Source organism: Anaerolineales bacterium, assembly GCA_030583885.1.
Lineage (GTDB): Bacteria > Chloroflexota > Anaerolineae > Anaerolineales > Villigracilaceae > Villigracilis.
Genome location: CP129480.1, coordinates 1,265,075 through 1,287,181 on the forward strand (window position 1 = coordinate 1,265,075; position 22,107 = coordinate 1,287,181).

Annotated in this window: 22 protein-coding genes; 7 read left to right on the forward strand and 15 right to left on the reverse strand. The window is 53.7% G+C overall.

What is annotated here, in order from left to right; all coding sequences use genetic code 11:
• Positions 1-10: 10 nt before the first annotated feature.
• On the reverse strand, positions 11-2,242 hold the full coding sequence (locus QY332_06315) for a hypothetical protein (GenBank protein WKZ37546.1): 2,232 nt from the start codon (positions 2,240-2,242) through the stop codon (positions 11-13).
• 16 nt (positions 2,243-2,258) lie between these two features.
• Positions 2,259-3,227, reverse strand: coding sequence for a glycosyltransferase family 2 protein (locus tag QY332_06320; protein WKZ37547.1), 969 nt, complete (start codon positions 3,225-3,227; stop codon positions 2,259-2,261).
• A 55-nt stretch (positions 3,228-3,282) separates the two neighbouring features.
• Between QY332_06320 and QY332_06325 the strand changes: the two genes are divergently transcribed.
• Both QY332_06325 and QY332_06330 read left to right on the forward strand, forming a co-directional pair.
• Positions 3,283-4,434: a response regulator gene (locus QY332_06325; GenBank protein ID WKZ37548.1), complete on the forward strand. Its 1,152-nt coding sequence runs from the start codon at positions 3,283-3,285 to the stop codon at positions 4,432-4,434.
• Between the two features lie 17 nt (positions 4,435-4,451).
• Positions 4,452-5,900, forward strand: coding sequence for an ATP-binding protein (locus QY332_06330; GenBank protein ID WKZ37549.1), 1,449 nt, complete (start codon positions 4,452-4,454; stop codon positions 5,898-5,900).
• Between the two features lie 182 nt (positions 5,901-6,082).
• Here QY332_06330 and QY332_06335 read toward each other — a convergent pair whose 3' ends face one another.
• Genes QY332_06335 through ssb form a run of 5 tightly spaced genes read right to left on the reverse strand, consistent with a single transcriptional unit; the run spans position 6,083 to position 8,592 of the window.
• Complete coding sequence (locus QY332_06335) at positions 6,083-6,499, reverse strand: nucleoside 2-deoxyribosyltransferase (GenBank protein WKZ37550.1); 417 nt, start codon at positions 6,497-6,499, stop codon at positions 6,083-6,085.
• Positions 6,500-6,502: 3 nt separating this feature from the next.
• Entirely contained in the window at positions 6,503-7,066 is a 564-nt protein-coding gene (locus QY332_06340; protein WKZ37551.1) for a hypothetical protein, read from the reverse strand.
• Between the two features lie 48 nt (positions 7,067-7,114).
• Positions 7,115-7,798, reverse strand: coding sequence for a haloacid dehalogenase (locus QY332_06345; protein ID WKZ37552.1), 684 nt, complete (start codon positions 7,796-7,798; stop codon positions 7,115-7,117).
• Between the two features lie 6 nt (positions 7,799-7,804).
• Positions 7,805-8,140: a DUF3467 domain-containing protein gene (locus QY332_06350; protein ID WKZ37553.1), complete on the reverse strand. Its 336-nt coding sequence runs from the start codon at positions 8,138-8,140 to the stop codon at positions 7,805-7,807.
• A 26-nt stretch (positions 8,141-8,166) separates the two neighbouring features.
• On the reverse strand, positions 8,167-8,592 hold the full coding sequence (gene ssb, locus QY332_06355) for a single-stranded DNA-binding protein (protein ID WKZ37554.1): 426 nt from the start codon (positions 8,590-8,592) through the stop codon (positions 8,167-8,169).
• A gap of 156 nt (positions 8,593-8,748) precedes the next feature.
• Here ssb and QY332_06360 point away from each other — a divergent pair, with 156 nt between their 5' ends.
• The 4 genes from QY332_06360 to QY332_06375 all read left to right on the forward strand — a co-directional run bounded on the left by QY332_06360 (position 8,749) and on the right by QY332_06375 (position 11,895).
• Positions 8,749-9,282 carry a cytochrome b/b6 domain-containing protein gene (locus QY332_06360; protein ID WKZ37555.1) on the forward strand — a complete coding sequence of 178 codons (534 nt, stop codon included), beginning with the start codon at positions 8,749-8,751 and terminating at the stop codon, positions 9,280-9,282.
• A gap of 70 nt (positions 9,283-9,352) precedes the next feature.
• A complete protein-coding gene (locus tag QY332_06365) occupies positions 9,353-9,718 on the forward strand; it encodes a hypothetical protein (protein WKZ37556.1) in 366 nt (121 codons plus the stop codon).
• A 148-nt stretch (positions 9,719-9,866) separates the two neighbouring features.
• Positions 9,867-10,811 (forward strand): NBR1-Ig-like domain-containing protein, encoded by a 945-nt coding sequence (locus QY332_06370; protein ID WKZ37557.1) that lies wholly within the window; start codon positions 9,867-9,869, stop codon positions 10,809-10,811.
• A gap of 184 nt (positions 10,812-10,995) precedes the next feature.
• Entirely contained in the window at positions 10,996-11,895 is a 900-nt protein-coding gene (locus tag QY332_06375) for a GNAT family N-acetyltransferase (protein WKZ37558.1), read from the forward strand.
• A gap of 52 nt (positions 11,896-11,947) precedes the next feature.
• Here the strand turns inward: QY332_06375 and QY332_06380 are convergent, their stop codons facing one another.
• The 5 genes from QY332_06380 to QY332_06400 form a co-directional block, all read right to left on the reverse strand.
• Positions 11,948-12,673 carry a phage Gp37/Gp68 family protein gene (locus tag QY332_06380; GenBank protein ID WKZ37559.1) on the reverse strand — a complete coding sequence of 242 codons (726 nt, stop codon included), beginning with the start codon at positions 12,671-12,673 and terminating at the stop codon, positions 11,948-11,950.
• Positions 12,674-12,734: 61 nt separating this feature from the next.
• Entirely contained in the window at positions 12,735-13,616 is an 882-nt protein-coding gene (locus tag QY332_06385) for a hypothetical protein (GenBank protein ID WKZ37560.1), read from the reverse strand.
• 99 nt (positions 13,617-13,715) lie between these two features.
• Positions 13,716-15,188: a sulfatase gene (locus tag QY332_06390; GenBank protein WKZ37561.1), complete on the reverse strand. Its 1,473-nt coding sequence runs from the start codon at positions 15,186-15,188 to the stop codon at positions 13,716-13,718.
• A 3-nt stretch (positions 15,189-15,191) separates the two neighbouring features.
• Complete coding sequence (locus QY332_06395) at positions 15,192-16,469, reverse strand: NAD(P)/FAD-dependent oxidoreductase (protein WKZ37562.1); 1,278 nt, start codon at positions 16,467-16,469, stop codon at positions 15,192-15,194.
• Between the two features lie 47 nt (positions 16,470-16,516).
• A complete protein-coding gene (locus QY332_06400; protein WKZ37563.1) occupies positions 16,517-17,521 on the reverse strand; it encodes a lysylphosphatidylglycerol synthase transmembrane domain-containing protein in 1,005 nt (334 codons plus the stop codon).
• A 71-nt stretch (positions 17,522-17,592) separates the two neighbouring features.
• Here QY332_06400 and QY332_06405 point away from each other — a divergent pair, with 71 nt between their 5' ends.
• Entirely contained in the window at positions 17,593-18,483 is an 891-nt protein-coding gene (locus QY332_06405) for a YitT family protein (GenBank protein ID WKZ37564.1), read from the forward strand.
• A 75-nt stretch (positions 18,484-18,558) separates the two neighbouring features.
• Here the strand turns inward: QY332_06405 and era are convergent, their stop codons facing one another.
• From era to QY332_06420, 3 genes are all read right to left on the reverse strand, one after another.
• Positions 18,559-19,458 (reverse strand): GTPase Era, encoded by a 900-nt coding sequence (era, locus tag QY332_06410; GenBank protein ID WKZ37565.1) that lies wholly within the window; start codon positions 19,456-19,458, stop codon positions 18,559-18,561.
• Complete coding sequence (locus QY332_06415) at positions 19,455-20,333, reverse strand: DMT family transporter (protein WKZ37566.1); 879 nt, start codon at positions 20,331-20,333, stop codon at positions 19,455-19,457. The genes era and QY332_06415 overlap by 4 nt, the downstream gene beginning before the upstream one ends.
• A 103-nt stretch (positions 20,334-20,436) precedes the next feature.
• A complete protein-coding gene (locus tag QY332_06420; protein WKZ37567.1) occupies positions 20,437-22,083 on the reverse strand; it encodes a tRNA uridine(34) 5-carboxymethylaminomethyl modification radical SAM/GNAT enzyme Elp3 in 1,647 nt (548 codons plus the stop codon).
• Between the last annotated feature and the right edge of the window lie 24 nt (positions 22,084-22,107).

The window sequence follows — 22,107 nt, forward strand, 5'->3', positions numbered from 1 at the left end:
CTGTAATTGATTAAAACATGATCATCTGTCCCGTGGACTTTTCCACCGGGTCACCGGCAATTTGCTCATCGAACGTTTCGCGCGTCAATATTGGGACCTCGAACAGGCTGCGCAATAAACGATATTTCACCAACCGATGCCTTTTCAGCTTTTCCTTCAGAGATGGGTCGCGCTCCTGTTTATAAGCGACCAATGCCGCGCGTCCGCCGGGGATGACGATCACGGTCTGCTCACCGGCAAGCTCCAATGCGCGATGCACCAGTGCCGAAGCCAGGATGTAAAACTTTTTTTCCGGCTTTCCATGTTCGAGCCATGTCAATACTTTATCATCCCTGGATGAAAGGTAGTTAAGCCGTCCGCCGATTTTTTCGAGCAGGGTAAATATATTTTTCATTTCCTCGCGCCGCGCGGCTGCCCCATCCTCTGTGCGCAGCCTCCAACTGCCGCCATCCTTTTCTGCATACGAATTCAATACGGCGTAGATCAATCCCTTCGACGGCGTCATCAAACCGGTGAACTGCGAATATAAATCCTCCTCCACTTCCAGAAAGATTGCATTTGGATTTTTTTGCAAATAGGTTACCACCGCAACTTCCACGCGATCTGAAAAGGACCCGCTTGTGTCGCCTCCCCGCAGGGCAGAGTCCCAGATCCCCGTATCCACGCCTTCCCCCGTTGAATAATGGATGAAACTTTTATCATCCTTCAATGCGGATTCCAGCAATGTATTTGTTTTGCGCATGGCTGCATCGTATTCATCCCCGGCTTGTTTCAGCGCATTTGCTTCTGCCAGGACGATCAAGCCTGCCGTATGTAAATGCAGGTACCCTGCAGGTTCACCGCGCTCGGATAAAAACTCACGCATTGCGCTTCGCACGGACTTTATATCCGCATTGCTAGAATCCATTTTTTGTGCGCTCTTCCATATGATTTGGATGGCATCATATTCCGTTCGTAATGCCACACTTTCCAGTGAAAAGCCTGCTGTGTGCGCGGCGGTAAATGCCGATGTTAAGAACAGGGGTTCGGGTTCGGGCAATAATCCAAGCACAGGCACATCGTCCGCCAGGAGTTCGTTCAAGTGGCTGAACATCGCGAACAGTGCCGTCGCATTCCATGCCCAGTCGTAGCGTCTGCGGCGCAATGCATTTTTGTATGGTTCCACCGCATCTTTTCCCCATAACCAGCCTGCCCATAGTGCAGAAAAAGTCCAGAACGCCTGATTGGGACGCGGCACCGAGCCGATGACTGCCGCAATGGGAATCTCACGTTTCACTTCATGTGCCAGATCCCTGAGGCGGCCTTCGTAGATGCATATCCCGCCGCTCTCCGGGATTTTGCGAGGCCACGTCTCATACGGGACGGGAGAGCCTGATCCGGCGAACAGGCTGATGCCATGCTCCAGCAGGGTCCACACATTGTTCTCGCGAAATTGACTTGGTGTGGATAATTGTTTCGGTCTTGGTCGTTCTGCAGGATGCGCCCAGAGTGTATTGCCCGCGTCACATGCAAGCAGGATGAGGGCGGTCAATGCACGTCTTCGTTCGGGAGATAAACTCAAGCTGTCGAGACGGTTGATGATGGTCGTCAATACATACAGAGGACGAGGCAGATAATGTTCGATGGCCTCCTCCGCATAAAAGCGGTCTTCGTCCTTGAGTGAAACCACGCGTTCAAAGGCGCGCGAACGATGCAAGCCGTCTGTGGAGGCGATTTTCCTGGCGCGTTCCCTGTCTTCCTCGGTGGCAGGTCGTTCGCCGGCGTCTCCGCAGTGCCTGCATTCATAAATCCGCGCGTATGGCACGTCCTCACCTTTGTGCCACAAAAAAGCGTGTGCCCGGGTATTCTGGCTGCATTTTTCACATGTGGTGGAATATAGGGATTGTAGATGGATTTCGAGCCGCTCGTCCCCCTTTTTGGCCGTGCCTAAATCCGCGAGCGCGGCGATGAATTCCGATTCAGGCGGCGGGTTCGCAAAAATCTCCAGCAGAAAGCGTGTAATGGGATTGTTCGCCGTCACCAGCACGCGATATCCGCTGCGTGCGGCTTCGAGGGCGAGTTGCGGTGAGAATCCGAAGGGGTCCAGCAGCCAGGCGTAGGGTTTGTCCTGAGGCGCGTCGGAGGATTTGTCAAGGCGCGCAAGCCAGGCAGAGATGACGCCCTCCTCCAGTGCCGGGAGGAAGCGCGCGAGCGGTCCCGAGTCTGCAGGCTTGAAGCCTGGGATATATGGCTGGTGTTGCATTTTATCCTAAAGGATTTTATCCCAGGGGATGACTGAGCGGCGAGCGGGGGGCGGCGTTTATGTCTATCTCGATTGCGGAGAGCATGATCTGTATGCCCAGGATGACGGAAAGTGTGGGCAGCATCACTGTGCCGGTCGGGGCAGGGATGTTGCGGCCTGCATATTCGATCCATTTGATGCTGCCGAAGATGAGACCGAACAGGAGTAATGGAATACCGGTCACGATATAAAGCGACATCATTGAGAAATCATAAATATAATACTTCAATGCGATTCGCCGTAGAAAGGTGCCGATCAGTTTTACGGGGAATTCAAACAAGGCGCGGCGGATGGAGAGGTGCGATTTCTCATTTCCATACCGCGCAGGGACGGTTACATCCAGCACGAAGGCGTTGAGCATGTATAGGTGCGAAAGCATGGACGTCTCAAAATAATAACGGTGGTCTATTTTTTCAAGCGGAAGCTGTGCGAGAATCTCGGCGCGGATGGCGAAATATCCGTTGGTAGGGTCGAAGATGTTCCAATACCCGGTGGCGGCTTTGGTGAGGAAACTCAATCCAAGATTTCCAACACGCCGAATAAAGGGCATTTGTTGAAGTGATTGAAAATCGCGAAAGCGGTTGCCTTTTGCATAATCCGCCCTGCCTTCGATGAGCGGCGTAATGAGAGCCGGGATATGGACTGGATCCATTTGTCCGTCGCCGTCCAGTTTGATGATGGTTTGCGCGCCAAGTTCCAGTGCCTTCTTGAAGCCGGAGATCATTGCTCCGCCCACGCCCTGGTTTTTCTCATGGCGGATCAGGGTGATGCGTCTGTCCTTTTTTGCGGCGGCGGAGATCAGGTCTGCGCTCGAATCGGGCGAAGCGTCGTCCACGACGATGATATATTTTATGAAGCGCGGCAATCCGCGCAGAACGGATTCAATATCCCGCTCCACGCGATACGCCGGAATTACCGCAGCGATCTTAAACTTTTCAAAACGCATGGGTAAAATTGTACTCGAAAAGGTGATAGAATCCTGTTTAGGAAAATCATAAAACATGGCAACCGGGGTACAAATTCTCATTGTTGAGAGCGATCCAGATATTTCTGATTTGATCGGAAGGCAGTCGCTTCAGCCGCTTGGCTATCAGGTGACTGTGGTGGGCGATGCCGCTTCCGCACTTAAACGCGCGGCTCAGACTCCCCCGGACCTGATCCTCGCCAATTTAAATTTACCCGGCTTAAGCGGAAAAGACCTGCTTGCCGCATTGAATTCGCAAGGCGTGAAATCACCGCTGATCGTCATCGCCGAAAAGGGGCAGGAAGCGGATGCCATTCAGGCCTTCCGCCTCGGCGCAACGGATGTGCTTTTCTGGCCCCTGCGGGATGCTGAGGTTGTTTCCATCGTCGAGCGTGCCCTGCGTCAGACGCAGGAGACCCGCGAACGACAAAAATTGGACCGCCAGTTAAAAGCCGCAAATGAAGAACTTCAGCACAGATTGCGCGACCTGACCACCATCCTTGCCACTGCAAAGGCCGTGGTCTTGATGACAGACCAGCGCATGTTGTTTGACCGCATCCTAGAAAGCGCCATGCAGGTGGCAGAGGCGGATATGTGCTGGCTGATGTTGCGCGAGGAAAAAAGCAATGTCTATTTGCTCCGTGCCCAGCGCAACCTGCCAGATGCATGGGCAAAGAAGATGAACCAGCCGGTGGATGACGGCCTTAGTTCCCTCGTGGCGCTCTCGGGGGAAAGTTTGCTGATGAACGGCGCGCCGTTGCAAAAGTTTAAGCTGGCTGTGTTGGGGAAAGCGGTGGGCGTGATCCCGATTAAGATCAAAAACGAAGTGATCGGGCTGTTGATTGTCGTGCGCAGGAATGATCGTGAACTTTCCCGCGATGCACAGACCATGCTTGAAGCAATGGCCGATTTCGCCTCGATTTCACTGGTGAATGCACGTTTATTCCGCGCCCTGGAGCAGACGGCCGAAAATGCGCGAGCGGGTGAGAAACAGCGTCATGCCGCGCTTGAGATGATCCGCGAAGCCATCCACAGCGAATTGCAAGCCGCGGGTTACCCGCTTAACCTGGTGCTGACAGAGATGCCCGGAACACTTAACCCGGATCAAAGGAAGGCGCTTGAATCCGTTCAGGCAGCATTACAGCGCCTGTCGCGTTCCTCTGAAAAGACAGTGGTTACCTCGGAATAATGAAATAATTTGATCACATGGCAAAAAACGACCTTATTTTACTGGCGCTAAACCCATCCCCGATTCTGGATCTAATGGAGCGGGCTTTGCATGCGGCGGGTTTTGAGGTGGCGATTGCACACGACCGTCCCGGGGTGGATAAATCGATACAGGAAGCCATCCCGGCCTTGATGATCATTGGCGAGAAGGTTTCAGATCAGGAGGGTTTGTCGGTCTCAAATGATATGCTTGCACGTTTCCCCACGATGCCGATCATTTATTATGCCGAAAAGGATACCAGCGGGGTCGCCAAATCTGTCCTGCGCATGGGGTTAAGCGGGTATCTGTATCCCCCATTAAAAATGGCGGATATTGTTGATGAAGTCCAGCGGAGCCTTGGCCGCGCGCGCAGCCTGGGAGACTGGCTGAGACGCGAGGTAAAGCGCACGACGGCATCTCTGGAGAAAAAAGCTAAAATTTCAGAAGCCGAACGCATCAAGTTGGAGGCGATCATCGGGAACATTCAGGACGGTGTCATCGTGACGGACGAGAAGCAAGCCGTCCTGCTCCTTAATCGGGCCATACGCGATATCTTCAACCTGGGTGATGGGGAACTGACGGGCAAGTCCCTCAAGGATATGATTACAAATGCCGATTTGAGAGCCATGTTGATTCGTTCGGGCGAGGGACCGTTGAAATATCACGAGATCAATTTTGACGATGGGCGGGTTTTCAATGCACAATATACACCCATTCCAAAAATCGGCGCGGCAATTACCATGCAGGATATTTCCTATCTCAAGGAGCTCGACCGCCTAAAAAGCGATTTCATCCACACCGTTTCGCATGACCTGCGCTCTCCCCTGACCGCCATCCTTGGGTATACGGAATTGATCGAGCGTACGGGATCGTTAAACCAAAACCAGCAGGAATTTTTACACCGCCTGCAGGGCAGTGTTCAACATATTACATCCCTGGTCAATGAACTGCTTGATCTGGGGCGCCTTGAAGCCGGGTTTGATACGCGCCGCGAGGCTGTCCAGCTTGAAGGCGTCCTAAAATATACACTCGACATGTTCGATTCCCAGATGAAGAAAAAGAAGATCACGCTGACTGCGGATACTGCGCCAAATTTGCAGCCTTTGCGCGCGAATCCGATCCGCATCCGCCAAATGCTGGATAATCTTGTCGGAAATGCCATTAAATATACACAGGATGGCGGACAGATTAAGGTCAGTATGTCGATGCAGGAAAACCAGATCGTTCTCAAGATTGAAGATAATGGCCCGGGAATTCCACACGAGGAGCAAAACCGCGTCTTCGAGAAATTCTACCGTGCCACAAATGCGACCGAAGGGGTGGAAGGCTCCGGACTGGGCCTGGCCATCGTTAATTCAATTGTGGAAAGCCATCAGGGACGCATCTGGGTTGAGTCGACGCTGGGGGTGGGTTCGACCTTTTTCGTGCTTCTCCCCGCACAGGAATAGATACTATGACTTAAAATGTTGCCGCCGGGTTGAACACCCGGCGGCAACTTTCGCCAAAGGAGGAGACAGAGAGGAGTTTGTTGGAGGTGTCTTGGTTCCGTCTCCGCATTAATATTAATCGATTCCCCGTTTTCCGCCATAGCCAAATGTCACTGATTGAAAGTGATAATCTTCACAAGGGTTTATGGGTTTAAAAGGAAATCCCGTGCCTGTAAAATGGCATCTTCCACATGAACATACGATTTTATCGTCAGTCCGGGGTCGGAATTCCCGGTGATCATTTTGGATATTGTTCGTTCCCTTTGATGCAGGCATAAAACGGGTTTGCCGATATTCAAGGCAAATCCAATTTCATACCCCACTCCGTGCGAAGGCACACTGATCTCCGCGATCAGCACATCGCAACCCTTTATCCAGTTCACATCACGCGCATAGACATCCTGTGGCGTGAGCATATGCTCATTTTCGATTGCTTCCGATCGGGCTAGGTGGGAGGTCGGAATTTCATGCCCATCCATTGAAAGCGCGGCGACAAGCTGTTGATACACGTTTTCAAGCCCGCGCCCGCCTGTAATGGAACATGCAAAATAAATGTTCATTTGTTATTTACGCGGCAGGCGGGAGAGGATCGAAGCGTCCCGTTTTTTTTGCACGGTCTCTGTTGTGAGACCCGTCCTCATGCTTTCCAGTTCCGAGCTGAAGCGCATCCAGTCCTCCACAAGGATCACAAAATGCGGTGTCTTGTCCTTGAAGAAAAGCGGTGACAGGAACAGCCGCAAGGCGGATTGGGACATCGGAAAGGCATTCAGTTCAAGCACGATCACCGTCATTTTTGCGATCGGCTGGACGATCTCCGCCTGCCATTTTGAAACGCTGCTGGGCGGGAACAAAACGCCCATGTTTGCAGACGACGTGCGCCTGATCCTTTTATACGAAATATCGAGACGCAGGAGCGGCGTGGCAAGCCGCAAGTGATCGTTGAAAGCCCGCACATAGGCGCCTTTTCGCAGGAACAGCAAGGCAAGCCCGATGAAGATGTTCAGCCCGCCAACGCTTGCCATCCCCAGCCAGCGCCATTGTTCGAACCCGAGATTGTAAATTCCCCACGAAACGCCCAGCAATGCGAATCCAAGTACAAGGATTGCGGGCCACCAGCGGTTGATCATGTGGGTGTAAATCACCAGGGGGTAACGACGCCCGCCTCTTGCCATATCCTATTTAGCCTCTTTTGGCTTGACAGCGCTCGGGACTCCGCCCTGAGCCGGTTCGCTGTTCAATTGAACAATTAACTTCCCGATGGCCTGTTCGAGATGCTCACCGCGCAGGCTGAAGGTGATGTCGCCGCGGGTCTTTTCGATGATGCCGCGCGCGAGGTCGGTCTGTCGGCGCAGTCCGTTGGTGATCGCGTCGGGATAATCCATGGTGACCATGACGGAGTAGATCTCGTCCATGTAGCCGAGCAGGCGCTCCACTTCCGTTGAATATCCGTGACGCAGAATATCCAGCGTGCGGCGGCGCAGTTCGCCGACGACCTCTGCCAGCCCGTTGAGATAGGTTGCGGGTTCAACGACCAGCTCCTCGGGAGTCTGAAGCGGTTCGTTCTTTATCAAGGCGCAGGTGACGTTCGCCTCCACAAATTCCTTCAAGGCATCCTGTGTGTATCCCGCATAGAACAGGTCGGGGTGGGATGCAAGGGAATTTCGGAGCGTATCCGCCAGCTGACGCGCCTCCTGTAATTGCGTGTTCATCGCCTGTGTGTCATCGCGATGGACGGCGCGAATGGCGAGGGAACAGGCGCGCGTGAGCTGGCGTGCCTGGGAAAGCGCCTGGTCACGCGCGGATGTACGCGCATCGAACTTTTTGCGGATCTGTTCGGCAATGTGTTCCAGTTTTTCCATGCGGTTTTACTCTTTGGGCGGGTCGGGCGGTTGTTGGAATGGGCGGAAGAGGTTATCTGCGAGGGTGGTGTTGGTGGGGACGGGGATCTCTCCGAAAGCGGCCTCGTACCGCCCGATATTTTCAGTGAGTGCCTTGACCAGTAATTTTGCGCTAAGCGGGGTCATGACCACGCGTGAGCGGATTTTTGCCTGCGGTTCACCGGGCAGGAGGTGGGCAAAGTCAATCACAATGTCGGCAGGCGAGTGGGCGATGCGCGCAAGGTTGGCGTAGACAAGTTCAAGGTCTGCGGGAAGCACAAGCGTGGGGCTGGCAGGTCTGGGAGGGGTTTGAGGCGTGGTCATGTATTTGGCCTGTATCCATCGAATGGTTAGAACGGGATATCGTCTTCCGGGGGCAGTTCCGCCATTTCCATGCCGCCGCCTGCCGTGGGACCCGCATCAGTTTCCCCGCGCGAGGAGAGGAAGCGCACGGTGGAAGCTGTCACTTCAAAGGATGTGCCGGCGGTGCCGTCCTGCTTTGTCCAGATGCGCGGTCCGCCTGTGGCTTTGTCCGGCGTGAGGCGTCCTTCGATCAAAACCTTTGACCCTTTTTTGACATACTGGTTGCATACCTCCGCTGTTTTGCCCCAGGTGGATATGCGGAACCAGATGGTCTCCTTGACCTGTTCGCCATTGCCGGCCGTGTATTGGCGATTGGTGGCAACCGAAAAAGATGTAACGGCCTGACCGGATGGTGTGTAGCGCATTTCCGGGTCCTTGCCTACATTGCCGACGATAATAATGGTGTGATACATGGGGGAAGTCTCCTTAGAGTTGAGGTACCCGTCGAAAGGCGGCGGGGGAATAGGGCGTTTCAATTTTACACCAATCCCCCCCGTGTTATGTAAGAAAATATATTGCAGGATTGTCTCATTTAAATAGTTCGGACCAAATAACCGGAGGAGAAAACCATGTCTGAATCCACACCGAAACGCTACCATCCTGCGCACGCCGCCATTCACTGGCTGATGGCTTTGCTTGTCTTTATGATGCTCGGCATAGGCAAGTTTGCGATGCCGGGGATATCCCCTGAAGACCCGCAGAAGGCAATGATGCTGCAAAGCCACACCTATATTGGCGGTGGGATCGCGCTATTGCTCATCATCCGCTTGATCCTGCGGTTTACGGTCAAGTCCCCTGCGCCGGCCGATGCGGGCAATGCCTTCCTGAATCTCGTTGGGAAGGCGGTGCATGTCCTGCTTTACCTGCTTGTGATCGGCATGGCGGTCAGCGGATTGGGGATGTATCAACTGGCAAACCTGCCCGCGGTGTTCAGCGGGGCCCAAGCCTATCCATCGAATTTCTTTGATTACCTGCCGCGCATGGGGCACGGACTTCTCTCCTGGCTGCTGCTTGCGCTGGTTGGGCTTCATGTTGGCGCTGCGCTGTTTCATCAGTTTATCAGGAAGGATAACCTGCTCGCCCGCATGTGGTTTGGCAAATAATGTTTGACTCCCGGGGCGGATGGGATGATAATCAAAGAAATCCCATCCGCCCTTTTTTGTTTTAATCGCCATGGAATGGACCATCGAATATATAGCCAGTGAACACACTCTTTATGTGAAAACAAGGGGGGTGTTAACCGCGCGGGACGCGAATACCATGGTCAGGGAGATCGTTGAGGTTGCGGCGGCCCATCGCTGTGACCGGCAGATCGTCGACCACCGCGAAACGACCTTTGCATTGAGCCTTTTTGAATATTACGAGCGCCCTGAAGTCAACGTCAGGATCGGGATCTCCCGCCGCTGGAGGATCGCCATGGTCTTCAAGGAGTTAACCCAGGATACGCATTTCATGGAGACCGTTTTCAGGAATCGAGGATACAACTTTTGCCAGTTTGACGATCTGGAAGAAGCCCGGGCGTGGCTGTTGAGCGGGTAAAAAATGAAGGCTGAAAGCCTTCATTTTTTTGGACCAGTTTTCGGAGAAGCCCCGGGCGGAGCATTTGTCCGCCCGAATAGTACCAAGGTACGGGAACTTTTTTGAAGCGGTTATCGTTTCATAGGGGCTGAAAGAAACGAGGTACAACATGAAACTTACAACCAACAGCATTATTATCATATTCGGCATCCTGGCATTATGCGTGCTTGCCATGTTCCCGATCAGTGTTCTGGCATTTCAATCCGGCCAGCCCAAAGCGGACCCGCAGGCCACGGTGCAGGCGATGGTGACGCAGACGGTGATCGCGCTGACGCTCAACGCGCCGACGCAGACCCCGCCTCCGCCCACGCCGACGCTTGATCCTGCCACCCAGGCACCGACCGCCACTGTGACATCTCCCGCTCCCACCGCAGTGACCTACTGTGACTGGGTTGCCTTCGTCAAGGACGTGACCGTGGCCGACGGCACGACCTTGGCGCCGGGCGAGGTCTTCATCAAGACCTGGCGCTTGAAGAACCGCGGAACATGCGCATGGACGACGGATTACATGCTGGTCTTCAACAGCGGCTCGCAAATGGGCGGCACCACCGCCGTGCGGCTGCCGGGCCATGTGGCGCCCGGCCAGACGGTGGATGTCTCCGTGACGCTGACCGCGCCCTCCACCGCCGGCTCCTACAGCGGCTATTGGATGCTCCGCAACGCCGCCGGTACATTGTTCGGGACAGGGGACAAGGCGAACGTCCCGTTTTATGTGGATATCAAGGTCAAAAAGCAGGAAACGGTCACGCATGGAACCGTCGGAGGTAACCTGTGCTACCCGAGCGAATTCAACCCGCCCATGACGCTCTATTTGGAGAATGCTCACACGGGTCAGCGCATCCAGTTCGCCATCGTGGAGAACCAGATCACCTACAGCGTGCTGGTCCCTGCGGGCAGATACTATGCCTATGCCTGGGCGCCCGGTTACAACCTTGAAGGCGCGTACACCCACTCGAGCGGCTTGATGAAGTCCTTTTTCGTGGAGGGCGGCTCGACCACCCCCTTCATCAACCTGTGCGACTGGAGCCCAAATCCGCACGCGCGCGGCGAGTAGTTGAAAGAAACAACGTCCCCCGAATCGCCAATTCGGGGGACGTTGCTGTTTGTGCGCGGGTGCTATAATCCGCCAAGTCATTTACCGCGAAGAGACGAAGAGCGCGAAGGGTAAAAAATCTTTGCGTCCATCGCGCCTTCGCGGTGAAAAAACGAGTATTCGATAGTTCAAAAGGAATCATCCAGTGACCATCACCTACCGCGAAGCCACCATCGAAGACTCATTTCCGGTCTTCAAAGTCTTTCTCAAATCCATCATGGACTACAGCGAGCGCATGAACGTGCAAGCCATCACGGGCGGGAACGACCCCGCCAAACTCGCGTCCATTTGGGAGAGACGCAAGCCGTTGTTCGAGTTCCTCGCCAGGGACGCGTCCCAGTTCTGGGTGGCGGAACGGGACGGCGAAGTCCTCGGCTATGCCCGCACGATCGAGCACGACGGGCTTCAGGAGTTGACCGAGTTCTTCGTCTCACCGAACCAGCAGTCGGCGGGAGTCGGAAGCGGATTGTTATCCCGCGCCTTTGCAAATAACGGCGCAAGGTATCGCACCATCATCGCCACGCTGGACGAACGCGCGCTGCATCGCTATATGACGATGGGCGTGTACGGACGTTTCATACTCAAGTATTTTTCCCGCCAAGCCGAAACAGTGACCATGGACACCGACCTGCGCGCCGAGCCGCTGGATTTGACCCTGCATCTCGAAGCGCTGAACCGCATCGATAGGGAGATCATCGGTCACGCGCGCGGAAGCATCCACGAGTGGCTGGCGGGCGCGCGCGATGGATTCGTGTACACGCGGGATGGGGACGTGGCGGGATACGGCTACCTCGGCGATGGGAACGGACCGTTCGCCGTGCTGGACGATGACGATTTCCCCGCTGCCCTGGCGCACGCCGAAAGCCTGATGGCGGAGAAGGGCGCAGAGTTCGGCGTTTCCGTCCCGCTGGTCAATAAGAAGGCGGTTGACCATCTCGTCGCGCGGAAATACAAGATCGACTCGTTCTCCGCGATCCTGATGAGCAACGTCCCGTTCGGGAAGTTCGAGAATTATTTGAACTTTGCGCCGGAGTTCTTTTTATAAACTCTTTCAACTTGCGTAAAAAAAGAAGGCGGCAATTTGCCGCCTTCTTTTTTTACGCTCTTGCCAAGCTCATCTTCTTTGGCATTTGATCCCACGTTTTGCCATCCAACAGTCTGCCCGCTTTCTTCTTTTGAACGCCGCCCCATTGCTTGAAGAAAAATGGGACTTTTGCTCTTACACATTGATTCTTTATATCCACCACCCATTCCCTTTCGAGCGGACGCGCCCCAGGACCCGATTCGCCGCCGACAATGACCCAGTTGATTCCCTTCAAATTCATTTTTGGAATGGGACCCAAAAGCGGCTCGACCGATAAAAACTTGATTTTCGCGCCCGTTTTTCGCAGATGGTCAATTCGGAATGTGTAATCGGCGTTTTCAACGCTGACACCCATCCAGATATTTTCCGTCCACTCCAGTTGCGGACTGAGTTCCAGCAACCGCTCGGAACGTTTGGTTAAGACCTGAAATTGATGCCAGTGTGCGCGTTTCATCACATCGAACACGCTCTGGACGAATTCCAGCGGCACATCCTTGTGGAACAAGTCGCTCATGGAATTGACAAAGATAACCTGCGGAGTTTTCCATTCCAAAGGCTTTTCGAGCGCCTGCGGATGCATGGTTAATTTGAAGCCGTTTGCATAATTCGGCTGCCCCATGGCGTGCAGACGTTTTGCCATGCGTTCTGCATAACAATGCTTGCAACCAGGGCTGATCTTCGTACAGCCCGTGAGCGGATTCCACGTCGATTCGGTCCACTCGATTTTAGATTGAGCCATTTTCTCCTCCGAGAAATAAAGACAATTCGATTTTATCACCAAAATAGAACTTTTGTTTTATTTATTTTTCGTCGTCCATATTGGGAAACTTGAACTGAAGCATATCTTGCCTTTGCTTTGTACTGAGTTCTAGTTTTGGAAAAAACTTTTGCGCATCGACAGAGTCGAGCCGCAAGAAATCTATTTTTCTGTAGTCTTTGAAAATATCTGAATTGCTACCAAGCAAGAAGGTCCACTGAAACTTGTCACCCTTAATAGGTTTCTTTATTAACCAGTATTCTTTTCCGATTTCTCTCATGTAATCTGAAAGATATTTCTTTGTATATCCAAATTCTCGCTTAACATTCGTAGCTGAAATATATAATAACAGCTCCATTTTTGGCCTTGCTTTTGTTATGAACTTAAGAGCATCTAAGTCTGGTTTGTTTCCAGAAGGATCGATAAAAAATAAACCAAACTCTTTTTCATTACGTGAAGAGAACAATTCAGGAATAGCTTGTTCATAATTTTTATTGTGCAAAAAGACCTTGCGATTGACGTCTGTCCACTTATTTAGGTCAAAATGAATGTTTACAGCATTCTGTAACTCTTGAAAGTTATCAAAATTGGTCTCTATAAAATCAGCATGATAAGGAATTTGCGCCTTTTCCGATTCTGCCACTGTTAGAAAAACCAATGGGCTACCTAACAACTTCCCTTCGTACACTAGACTTTTCCCAGACCATTCTAATGTATGAATTTTGTTCACCTTTGAAACTGTATCAGAATATGGCACATGCCCCTTTCCAGAAGTCAAATCAACATATCGATATTTTTGCCTAAATGATGGGTATTTCTTTATGACAGCTTGAGTAATCATAAAGTGCATGTCAAAAATACTTGATAAAACCTCTATTTTTGGTACTGTCGAATCACTATGACCAACATCATCAACTTTTGGCATATTTTCCTCCTTTGGGAAATTCGTATCAGCGGTTTTCTAATTTTGCACAATTTTTCTACCCCATCAACCTCGCCGCGCGTCTCCCGACTCTCCAGCGCGTTAATACTTGATATTGTCCGGCACGGTCATTTCAGCGTTCCTGCATGAATCCGCTTGGCAGGCTTTCAACTCCTCCAGCCACGAATGCAGGATCGCAAGCGTTTCCGCATCGAGATCGTTGGCACTATTCTCCAGTTGGTGCGGATCGGCGATAAGGTCGTAAAATTCGATCTCGCCATTTTCATATTCCAAATAGATGAAATTTTCAGCCCGGATCCCCCGATAGGCGACCACCGGGGATTCCCTGTCCAGGTCACCGGTTTCGATCAGCAGAGCGCTGCGCCATTGCAGGTCATCGGCTGGCTGGCCGTTCAAAAAGTGGACAAAGGAACGCCCGTCCACGAAGTCAGCGGACTGTGCGCCGGCCAGTTCGGCGATCGTCGGCGCGATATCAATGTTCGCGGTCATCTGTGTGATGGTGGTATTCGAAGGGATGCCCGGTCCGCGGACCAGAAACGGGACGAGAATATCCTCCTCGTAGGGCAGCATCTTTCCGGATGGCAGGCTGTGCTCGCCCATGTGATATCCATTGTCTGAAGTAAAGAAAATATACGTATTGTCCAATTGCCCGTTGTCATCCAGTAGTTGAACCAGCTCCGCCACCATTTCATCCACTGCCAGCATGGTTTGCACCCGTTTGATAAAAAACTCGTCCGCCTCCTTGACCTCAAACAACCCGCCCGTTCGTCTTATATCCTGGATGATCTGCGGTTTGTCGGAAATGTCCTCTTCATGGAATGATGCGCTTTGAGGGTATTTCAGGTCAAGGTAAAGGTTCGCGTGGCGGGCCGCCGGGGTGCTCGGTCCGTGCGGCGCATAGGGGGCAATGAATAGAAAAAACGGCGCGTGCGCCTCTACGCTTTTGTTGATGAACTCGACGGCTCTGTTCTTTAGTACATCCGTACTGTAATCATCCTCATCCTCGTTATAATCGACCAGTTTTCCATTCTCGCTCAAGATGTAACTTGTGTAAAAATCAGCGGCTTTCCTTTCACTGGTCACAAAGGCATGCCAGTCGGTCCAGCCGGGCGGGACGTAGGTCCGCTTGACCCCGGCAGGGTACAGGTTCATGAATTTCCCCATGAACGATGTGCGGTATCCCGCACTTTTCAGCCAGGTTGCGATGGTGCTTTTATTGTTTCCGTTTTCATGGAACTGTTCGAACCCGGGGGAATTCTCAAGCACACCCGTGTTGTGGGGATACTGTCCGCGGAACGTGGACGCGCGTGAAGGACAGCATGCAGATGATGTCACAAAATAATTTGTAAAGGCGGCCCCTTCCTGTGCGATCAAGCGGTTCGTTTGTTCCATATACGGCAGCAGGGGATAATCCATGTCATCGGTCAGGATGAAAATGATATTGGGCGGCGGGTTATCCGGGTCGATCTGCTGCCCACTGCAGGAAAATCCACCCAAGACAATGAGAAGTGGAATAATAACGACACCGAGAAACCGCATAGTATTATTTTTCATAATTCATCCTTGTATTAATCGTGCCGCACGTCTCCCGATCTCCACCGCGAAATTCGTCCCGCGGTCCCACGGGTAGACCTGGCTCATCGAAGCGAAGTACAACCCCTCGATCGGCGTCTGGATGGCGGGGATGTTCTTCGAATGTCCCACCAGCGGCACGGGCTGGGCGTAATTGGTCCTATGCACCCACACCTTTTTTATCCACTCGCGCTTGAACTCGGGGTTGAACTTTTGAAAGGCGGGGATGAAGCGTTCGAGCAGTTCCTCGTCGCTCATCGAAAAATACTCGTGCCCCAATTCCAGATAATCGCCCGCGTACACGATATGGTCGCCGCCGAAATGTTCGCTCGACACAAAATTCGTATGCTCCACCAGCGCCAAAAACGGGTAGCCCTGCTCCTTCGGCACGTTGAACCAGTAATACTTCTCCTTCGAAAGTTGATGCTTGAGCGAAAGCGTCATCACCACCGCACCCATCGACTTCAACTCGAGCAGTCCCTTCAAATAGGATTCGGGCAGACTCGGACATAACTTCGCCAGCAGATTCGGCGACGTGGTGACCAGAACCTTGTCGAAGGATTCTCCGTCCACACTCAGACTTCGGGACGCCTGATCCTGCTTAATGGACTTGATCCCCGCCCCCAGCCGAATCTCGGCACCCTGCCCGCGCAGTTTCTCCGCGAACAGATCCGCGAACTTTTGGAAGCCGCCCTCGAACGTACCGAGACGCGTCGTCCGCGCGTGCATCCGCGCCCACAACCACGCCATGTTGACGTCCTTATAATACGAAGCGAACTTCCCGATCAACAGCGGCTGCCACATCTGCTCGTAGACCTGCCTGCCCGCATATTTCATCATCCACTCGTGGGCGGTGACCTTTTCCAGTGCGCGCCAGTTCTTCGTCAGGCGCAGAAACAACCCGACGAATCCAAACCTGATCTTGTTCAGACCAAATCCAAGTCCGGGAAAGAGAAGCGCGTGCAATATCGAATCGAACGGATGCCACCTCCCTTTGTACAGCATCACCGTGTACGGGCGCGGAAAGATGACCTTGTCCTCCAAGCCCAACTCGCGGATCAACCCAAGCATTTCGCTGTCCGACTGGAACCAGTGATGATAGAACTTCTCCACCGACCAGTCCCAATGCGGTTCTTTGAATCCGCTCGCCAGCCCGCCCGCATAATTCGCGGACTCGAAAATGGTCACGTCATGTCCCGCCTTTTTCAAATCCCACGCGGCTGCCATGCCGCCATATCCTGCTCCAATGATTGCGATTTTCATTTCATCTTCCTTGTAGGGGCACAGCGTCGCTGTGCCCCTACAACCATTTATTTCTCCATTTCCGTTCTGAGTGTATCACTCCACTTGATGCCCTCGCGCGCCAGATAATACCCTCCCAAACCGGTGACCGGCAGCCAGAGCGCCACGTGCAACACCACTGCATAGGCAAGCGCAACATCCGGTTGGACCAGATAGGCAACCAGAACCGCTTTTGTCACGGCTTCCCATGTGCCGATGTAGCCCGGCGCGGATGGGATGGTGGTGGCGAGGTTGACGATGCCGTTCAGAAGCATTAATGCGAAAAACGATACCTCGAAATCAAAGGCATGCATCACGAACCAGTATTTGACCGTCTCCAACAGCCAGATGATGACCGATGTGAAAAAGACCATCAACACGTTGAAGGGGGAGCGCAGCGAGGCGAGTCCGTCCAGAAATTTGTGCATGATGCCCGTTATCTTTTCATGCAGGCGTTTTGGAGTAAGCCGCTCGATCATCCCCAAGCCGAATTTTGCAGTCACTTGCGGGAACATCGCCGCCAGCAAAAAGACAGCCAGCGCGCCGATGAAAATCCCTGTGCCGTAGAGCGCCACTTCCTGGATGTTGCCCACGAAGCCGGATGCGCCCGTGAGTTTTGCCAGCTCGGTCAGGTTGACGAAGATGAACGCCAGCATGACCACGCCATCGAAGATGCGTTCGACGATGATGGTTGCCAGCGAAGCGGACACGGGCACGCCCTCCCTGCGCTTCAGGATGACGGCCCGCAGCACCTCCCCCGCGCGGGCGGGATAAATATTGTTGCCCATGTAGCCGATGACAGTGACAGGAAACATGGTCTTCGTGGGGATTTTCTTGATCGGTCCCAGCAGGTAATGCCAGCGCCACGCCCGGATCCACACGCCGATGAAATACACAAAAATACCTGGCAGGAGCCAGATATAATCTGCCTGACGAACCGCCTTCCAGAAATCTTCAAGATGAAGCCCGCGCAGGGCGACCCACAGGAAAACGATGCTGATGAACACCCCAAGCCATAAATGCCATTTTTTCATAGGCAATGATTTTACACCATCGGCTATAATTCCGCGTTCGTTTGAACCCATGTCATGGAAAGGTAACAAAAATGAAACAATACTGGAAAGCCAGCCGGGATTTTATTCTGATTGCCATCGCGGCGTTGATACAGGCGACCAGCCTGCGGATCTTCTACGTCCCTGCCAACCTGGCGTCGGGAGGCGTGAGCGGCATCGCGCAGTTGATCAACCACTTTACGGGCTGGCCCATCGGCTTGATGGTCTTGATCGGCAACGTGCCGCTCTTCCTGCTCGGCTGGCGTTTCCTCGGCGGACGCCGTTTTATCCTGCGGACTGCGTTCGCGATCCTTGCCTATTCCCTGCTTACGGACCTGATCCTGCGCACGCCCTTGTTCGCCCCCGACGGCGCGGCGACCGCATTGATCGACGACTTGAAGGGCGATATTTTCCTTAACTCCTTGTATGGTGCCATTGTCAGCGGCATCGGGTATGGACTGGTCTATCGTGCGCGCGGCACGAGCGGCGGTTCGGATATCCTGGCGCGCATCCTCAATCACTGGCGCGGCGTATCGATGACGCAGAGTTATCTCATGGTGGATACGCTCGTCATCCTTTCGGCGGGATTTATCTTTGGCTGGAAACAGGCCCTGTATGCCATGATCACGCTTTACGTCAGTGGGCTGGTGGCGGAGACGGTTCTCGAAGGCGGGACGACCAGCCGCACAGTGATGATCGTGACCAATCAGGCAAGGGAAATCTCAATGCGCGTGTTGGAAGATATGCAGCGCGGCGTGACCTTTCTACAGGGCACAGGCGCCTACACCGGCACCCCGCGCCCCGTGCTATATTGCGTGATCTCGCGCTCCGAGGTTGTAACATTGAAAACCATCGTTAATGAGATCGACCCCGAAGCCTTTATGGTCATCGGGGTTGCACATGAAGCCCTGGGGGAGGGGTTCATGCCGTTGAAGGGAAGATGATTATGCTGGTCGAATAGGTGGCGGGTTTCGACTGCTTGCGTCTCAACCCGCGCCGCCGTATCGAGACAAATCACATTATTTCTTCCTCCCGTACCCAAGCAGCCTCAACGCATTTGGGTCGTTGCGCCAATCCTTTGATGCCTTTACGCGCAGTTCCAAAAAGGCCCTGCGCCCGCCCATCGCTTCGATCTCTTTGCGCGCCGCGGAACCAATGGATTTCAACATCTTCCCGCTTTCGCCGATCACGATTCCCTTTTGCGATTCACGCTCCACAAAAACCGTCGCGGCGATGTACACCATGCCGTTCTCACGCTCCTTGAACTCGTCGATGCGGACTGCCATGCCATGCGGCACTTCATCGCGCAACTGGATGAGACAGGCTTCGCGGATCAAATCCCCTGCGATCTCGCGTTCATATAGATCGGTGATCTGCTCCCCGGGATAATCCGCCTCTCTCTCAGGGACGGCTTGAATCAACGTTTCGAGCAGTTCGCCAATTCCCAGGCGTTTTGCCGCGGAGATCTTCAGTACGATTGCATCTCCAGCCAGTTGGGCATATGCCTCCACCCGCGCGGATTCGTCGTCGGGTTTGAGCATGTCCATTTTGTTCAGAACCAGCATGAGCGGGGTCCGACGCGAAACGCCTTTGAGCAGGGAGGAGATGTTCGTGTCCTCCTCGGTGGGCTGAGTCGAAGCGTCCACCAGCCAGAGGATCAGATCCACGCCGTCCAGGGCCTCCTGCGCCTCCTGATTCAGAAATTCGCCGAGTTTGTGTTTGGCGTTGTGCAGGCCGGGCGTATCCACAAAAATGAGCTGTGCGTTTTCGAGTGTGAGAATGCCCAGCTGTTTTTTGCGCGTGGTCTGTGGACGGGGAGAGACCGCCGCGATCTTTTGACCCAGCAATGCATTCAATAAAGTGGACTTGCCGACGTTGGGGCGTCCGATGATGGCGATGAAGCCTGAACGATGGGTCATGCGGTTTTCTTCTTGTAGTTGACGACGGCAAGGCTGGCAATGATGAGGACTGTCCCTGCAATCAGTTGCCAGGATAATTGTTCCTTGAGGAAGAGCACGCCGAGGATGACACCGCCGACCGGGAACAGATAGGTAACCAATGTTGTGCGGGTGGGACCGATCTCGTGGATCAAATAGTAAAGCATGATCATCGCCAGCCCGGAACCGAAAATGCCCAGCCAAAGTATGGCGATCCATGTGATGGGCAGCGCTGGGATTTCAAACGGACGTTCGGCGATGGGTCCGACGACCCACATCAGGATTGTGGATGTCATCAGCAGGCCGACGCCGCGCATGGTATTGTTTATGTTCTGGGTGTACTTTCGTATGGCGACGGCGCTGCCTGCATAAAAGAGCGATGCAAGGATGACGGCGGATTGCCCAACGACCGAGACATGTTCGCTGGCCAGCAGGTCTTTGCTCATCAAGACCATCACACCTGTAAAACCGATAAGCAAACCAAGCGTTTTTTGGAATGTGATTTTGTCATCCTGAATCCAGAAGTGTGCCATGAGCAGGGTGAACAACGGGACGGTGGCGTTGAGGATGGATGCGACAGCCGAGTCGATGGTCTGCTCGCCCCACGAGATGAGGAAGATGGGAATGGCAAGGCTGGCAGGACCAAGGATGGCGAAGATGCCCCAGGTTTTCAGGTCACGGGGGATGGACAGGCGTTGATGGACTGAGATGGCGATCGCGGTCAGCACGCCGAATAGCATGCGAAAGGCGGTCAGCGCCATCGGTCCGATCTCCTGCACGCCGATCTTGATCCACAGGAAGGATGAACTCCAGATGATTCCTAAAGTAATGAAGACGACCCAGTGTTTTGGTTTCATGTTCTCCTTTTTAAAACCACAAAGGGTCACACGTGTGCTTGCGCACAGTGCAAGCACACGTACACGAAGGAAAACCCTCGTGACCCTTCGTGATGCTTGGTGGTCAAATGTTTTTCACCAGATAATATTCCCCGCGTTCGAAGCCGCGGTCGATATAGTATTGACGCGTTCCTACAGCGGATATTACGGCCAGTTTCCCAAATCCTTTTTGCTTTGCGATCCGTTCCGCTTCTTCGAGCAGGCGCGTGCCCAGGCCAGCATGCTGTGCCGCGCCTGTTTTTTCCGCGCCGACAGCGAGTGACTGCCCATAGACATGCACTTCACGGATGAGCGCAACGCCATCGAGGTCGGAAATGCCCGTGGCAGGGGATTCTGCCGAAGGGAGCGAGAGGCGGATGAAGCCCGCCAGTTTGTCATCCGTTGTGTCGAAGGAAATGAAATGCTCCTCCGCTTTGCCAGCCTGATAGATTTGGTCATTCAGTTTTAGGGACGATAGGTCAACGGTCTTCCCTTTCACTTCACGACAGCGCACACATTGACAACGTGTGCCGCGCCGCTTCATCTCTTCATGGACATCCTGCCGCAGGCTGGTGCGGCGGTTGCCCTCCACGACGTTGTTCGAGGGAATGTCACGGATGACGCGGTTGACGCGGCAGTAGCGCGGGATGGTGGGTTTGATGGCGACGAGCAGTTCCATCAATGCCTCGGTGGTATAAGGCTGGAATTCGCCGCGCTGCCAGTATTCGTACAACTCCGCATTGGCCAGCAATTGATTTGGATAGATTTTGATTTCATCAGGACAGAAACCCTCCCACATGCGCGCGAAATCTTCGCGGTCTGATTCGGGCGTTGCGCCGAGCAGGTTGGGCATCCAATGCAGCACGATCTTGAATCCCGCCGCGCGGAGCAGTGCTGCCGCGTTTCGCGTGCATTCCACATCATGGCCGCGTTTGTTGATTTCGAGAATGTGGTCGTTGAAACTCTGCGCGCCCATCTGCACTTTTGTCACGCCGAGGTGGCGCAGCCAGCGCAATTCATCAGGATTGATCTCGTCGGGGCGCGTTTCGATCACCAGCCCCACGTTGCGGTGGGAGGCTGTTTCGTTAATCGTCTGCGCATTTGCGAGTTCGCCCTCGCCGATTTTCCCTTCCGCAGCTTCGAGGTGGGGGATGCCGTTCATTGCGTCGAAATTGCGCTTGATAAACCACTCCTGATAATCACGACGGTAGGACGACCATGTCCCGCCAAGGATGAGCAACTCAATCTTGTCGGTGGGGTGGCCCAAATTCTTCAGCGCGCGGATGCGCGCCTCCACCTGTGTGAACGGGTTGAATTCATGCTCCAGCGCGCGCATCGCACCGGGCTCATCAGGCAGATAGCTCTTGGGCATGCGTACATCGGTTGGACAAAAAATACATTTGCCCGGGCAGGGATACGGCTTGGTCAGAACCGTGACCGTTGTCACGCCGGAGAGGGTCCTCATGGGCTTCATGCGGATGCGTTCCAACAAAACCCTGTCAGGTTCGATGGTGCCGGCCTCCACCATCTGGTTATAGGCGGCCACCAGTGCAGCTTTGGTGAGATACCCGCCCTCGTCCAGTGGGTGGCTGCGAAGCGCGCGCATCACATCATTGCCTTCACGGATCTCGTCCAACACGTGATGTGCCAGCGCAAGTTTCTGCGGTGTCAGAGCGTTGATCTTCCTCCAGCGTTGCCGTTTTTCTGAAATTTCCATAAACAGCTTATCCATTCCTTGCTTCTGCCGATACCATGA

Excerpts from the sequence above, each read along its gene's own strand:
- QY332_06350 (WKZ37553.1), bottom strand. The coding sequence starts at position 8,140 with ATGACCACGCCTCAAACCCCTCCCAGACCTGCCAGCCCCACGCTTGTG.
- QY332_06360 (WKZ37555.1), top strand. The coding sequence starts at position 8,749 with ATGTCTGAATCCACACCGAAACGCTACCATCCTGCGCACGCCGCCATT.
- era (WKZ37565.1), bottom strand. The coding sequence starts at position 19,458 with ATGACCCATCGTTCAGGCTTCATCGCCATCATCGGACGCCCCAACGTC.
- QY332_06420 (WKZ37567.1), bottom strand. The coding sequence starts at position 22,083 with ATGGATAAGCTGTTTATGGAAATTTCAGAAAAACGGCAACGCTGGAGG.
- QY332_06340 (WKZ37551.1), bottom strand. The coding sequence starts at position 7,066 with ATGATCAACCGCTGGTGGCCCGCAATCCTTGTACTTGGATTCGCATTG.
- QY332_06415 (WKZ37566.1), bottom strand. The coding sequence starts at position 20,333 with ATGAAACCAAAACACTGGGTCGTCTTCATTACTTTAGGAATCATCTGG.
- QY332_06385 (WKZ37560.1), bottom strand. The coding sequence starts at position 13,616 with ATGCCAAAAGTTGATGATGTTGGTCATAGTGATTCGACAGTACCAAAA.
- QY332_06335 (WKZ37550.1), bottom strand. The coding sequence starts at position 6,499 with ATGAACATTTATTTTGCATGTTCCATTACAGGCGGGCGCGGGCTTGAA.
- ssb (WKZ37554.1), bottom strand. The coding sequence starts at position 8,592 with ATGTATCACACCATTATTATCGTCGGCAATGTAGGCAAGGACCCGGAA.
- QY332_06320 (WKZ37547.1), bottom strand. The coding sequence starts at position 3,227 with ATGCGTTTTGAAAAGTTTAAGATCGCTGCGGTAATTCCGGCGTATCGC.
- QY332_06345 (WKZ37552.1), bottom strand. The coding sequence starts at position 7,798 with ATGGAAAAACTGGAACACATTGCCGAACAGATCCGCAAAAAGTTCGAT.
- QY332_06325 (WKZ37548.1), top strand. The coding sequence starts at position 3,283 with ATGGCAACCGGGGTACAAATTCTCATTGTTGAGAGCGATCCAGATATT.
- QY332_06395 (WKZ37562.1), bottom strand. The coding sequence starts at position 16,469 with ATGAAAATCGCAATCATTGGAGCAGGATATGGCGGCATGGCAGCCGCG.
- QY332_06330 (WKZ37549.1), top strand. The coding sequence starts at position 4,452 with ATGGCAAAAAACGACCTTATTTTACTGGCGCTAAACCCATCCCCGATT.
- QY332_06380 (WKZ37559.1), bottom strand. The coding sequence starts at position 12,673 with ATGGCTCAATCTAAAATCGAGTGGACCGAATCGACGTGGAATCCGCTC.
- QY332_06315 (WKZ37546.1), bottom strand. The coding sequence starts at position 2,242 with ATGCAACACCAGCCATATATCCCAGGCTTCAAGCCTGCAGACTCGGGA.
- QY332_06405 (WKZ37564.1), top strand. The coding sequence starts at position 17,593 with ATGAAACAATACTGGAAAGCCAGCCGGGATTTTATTCTGATTGCCATC.
- QY332_06400 (WKZ37563.1), bottom strand. The coding sequence starts at position 17,521 with ATGAAAAAATGGCATTTATGGCTTGGGGTGTTCATCAGCATCGTTTTC.
- QY332_06390 (WKZ37561.1), bottom strand. The coding sequence starts at position 15,188 with ATGAAAAATAATACTATGCGGTTTCTCGGTGTCGTTATTATTCCACTT.
- QY332_06370 (WKZ37557.1), top strand. The coding sequence starts at position 9,867 with ATGAAACTTACAACCAACAGCATTATTATCATATTCGGCATCCTGGCA.
- QY332_06365 (WKZ37556.1), top strand. The coding sequence starts at position 9,353 with ATGGAATGGACCATCGAATATATAGCCAGTGAACACACTCTTTATGTG.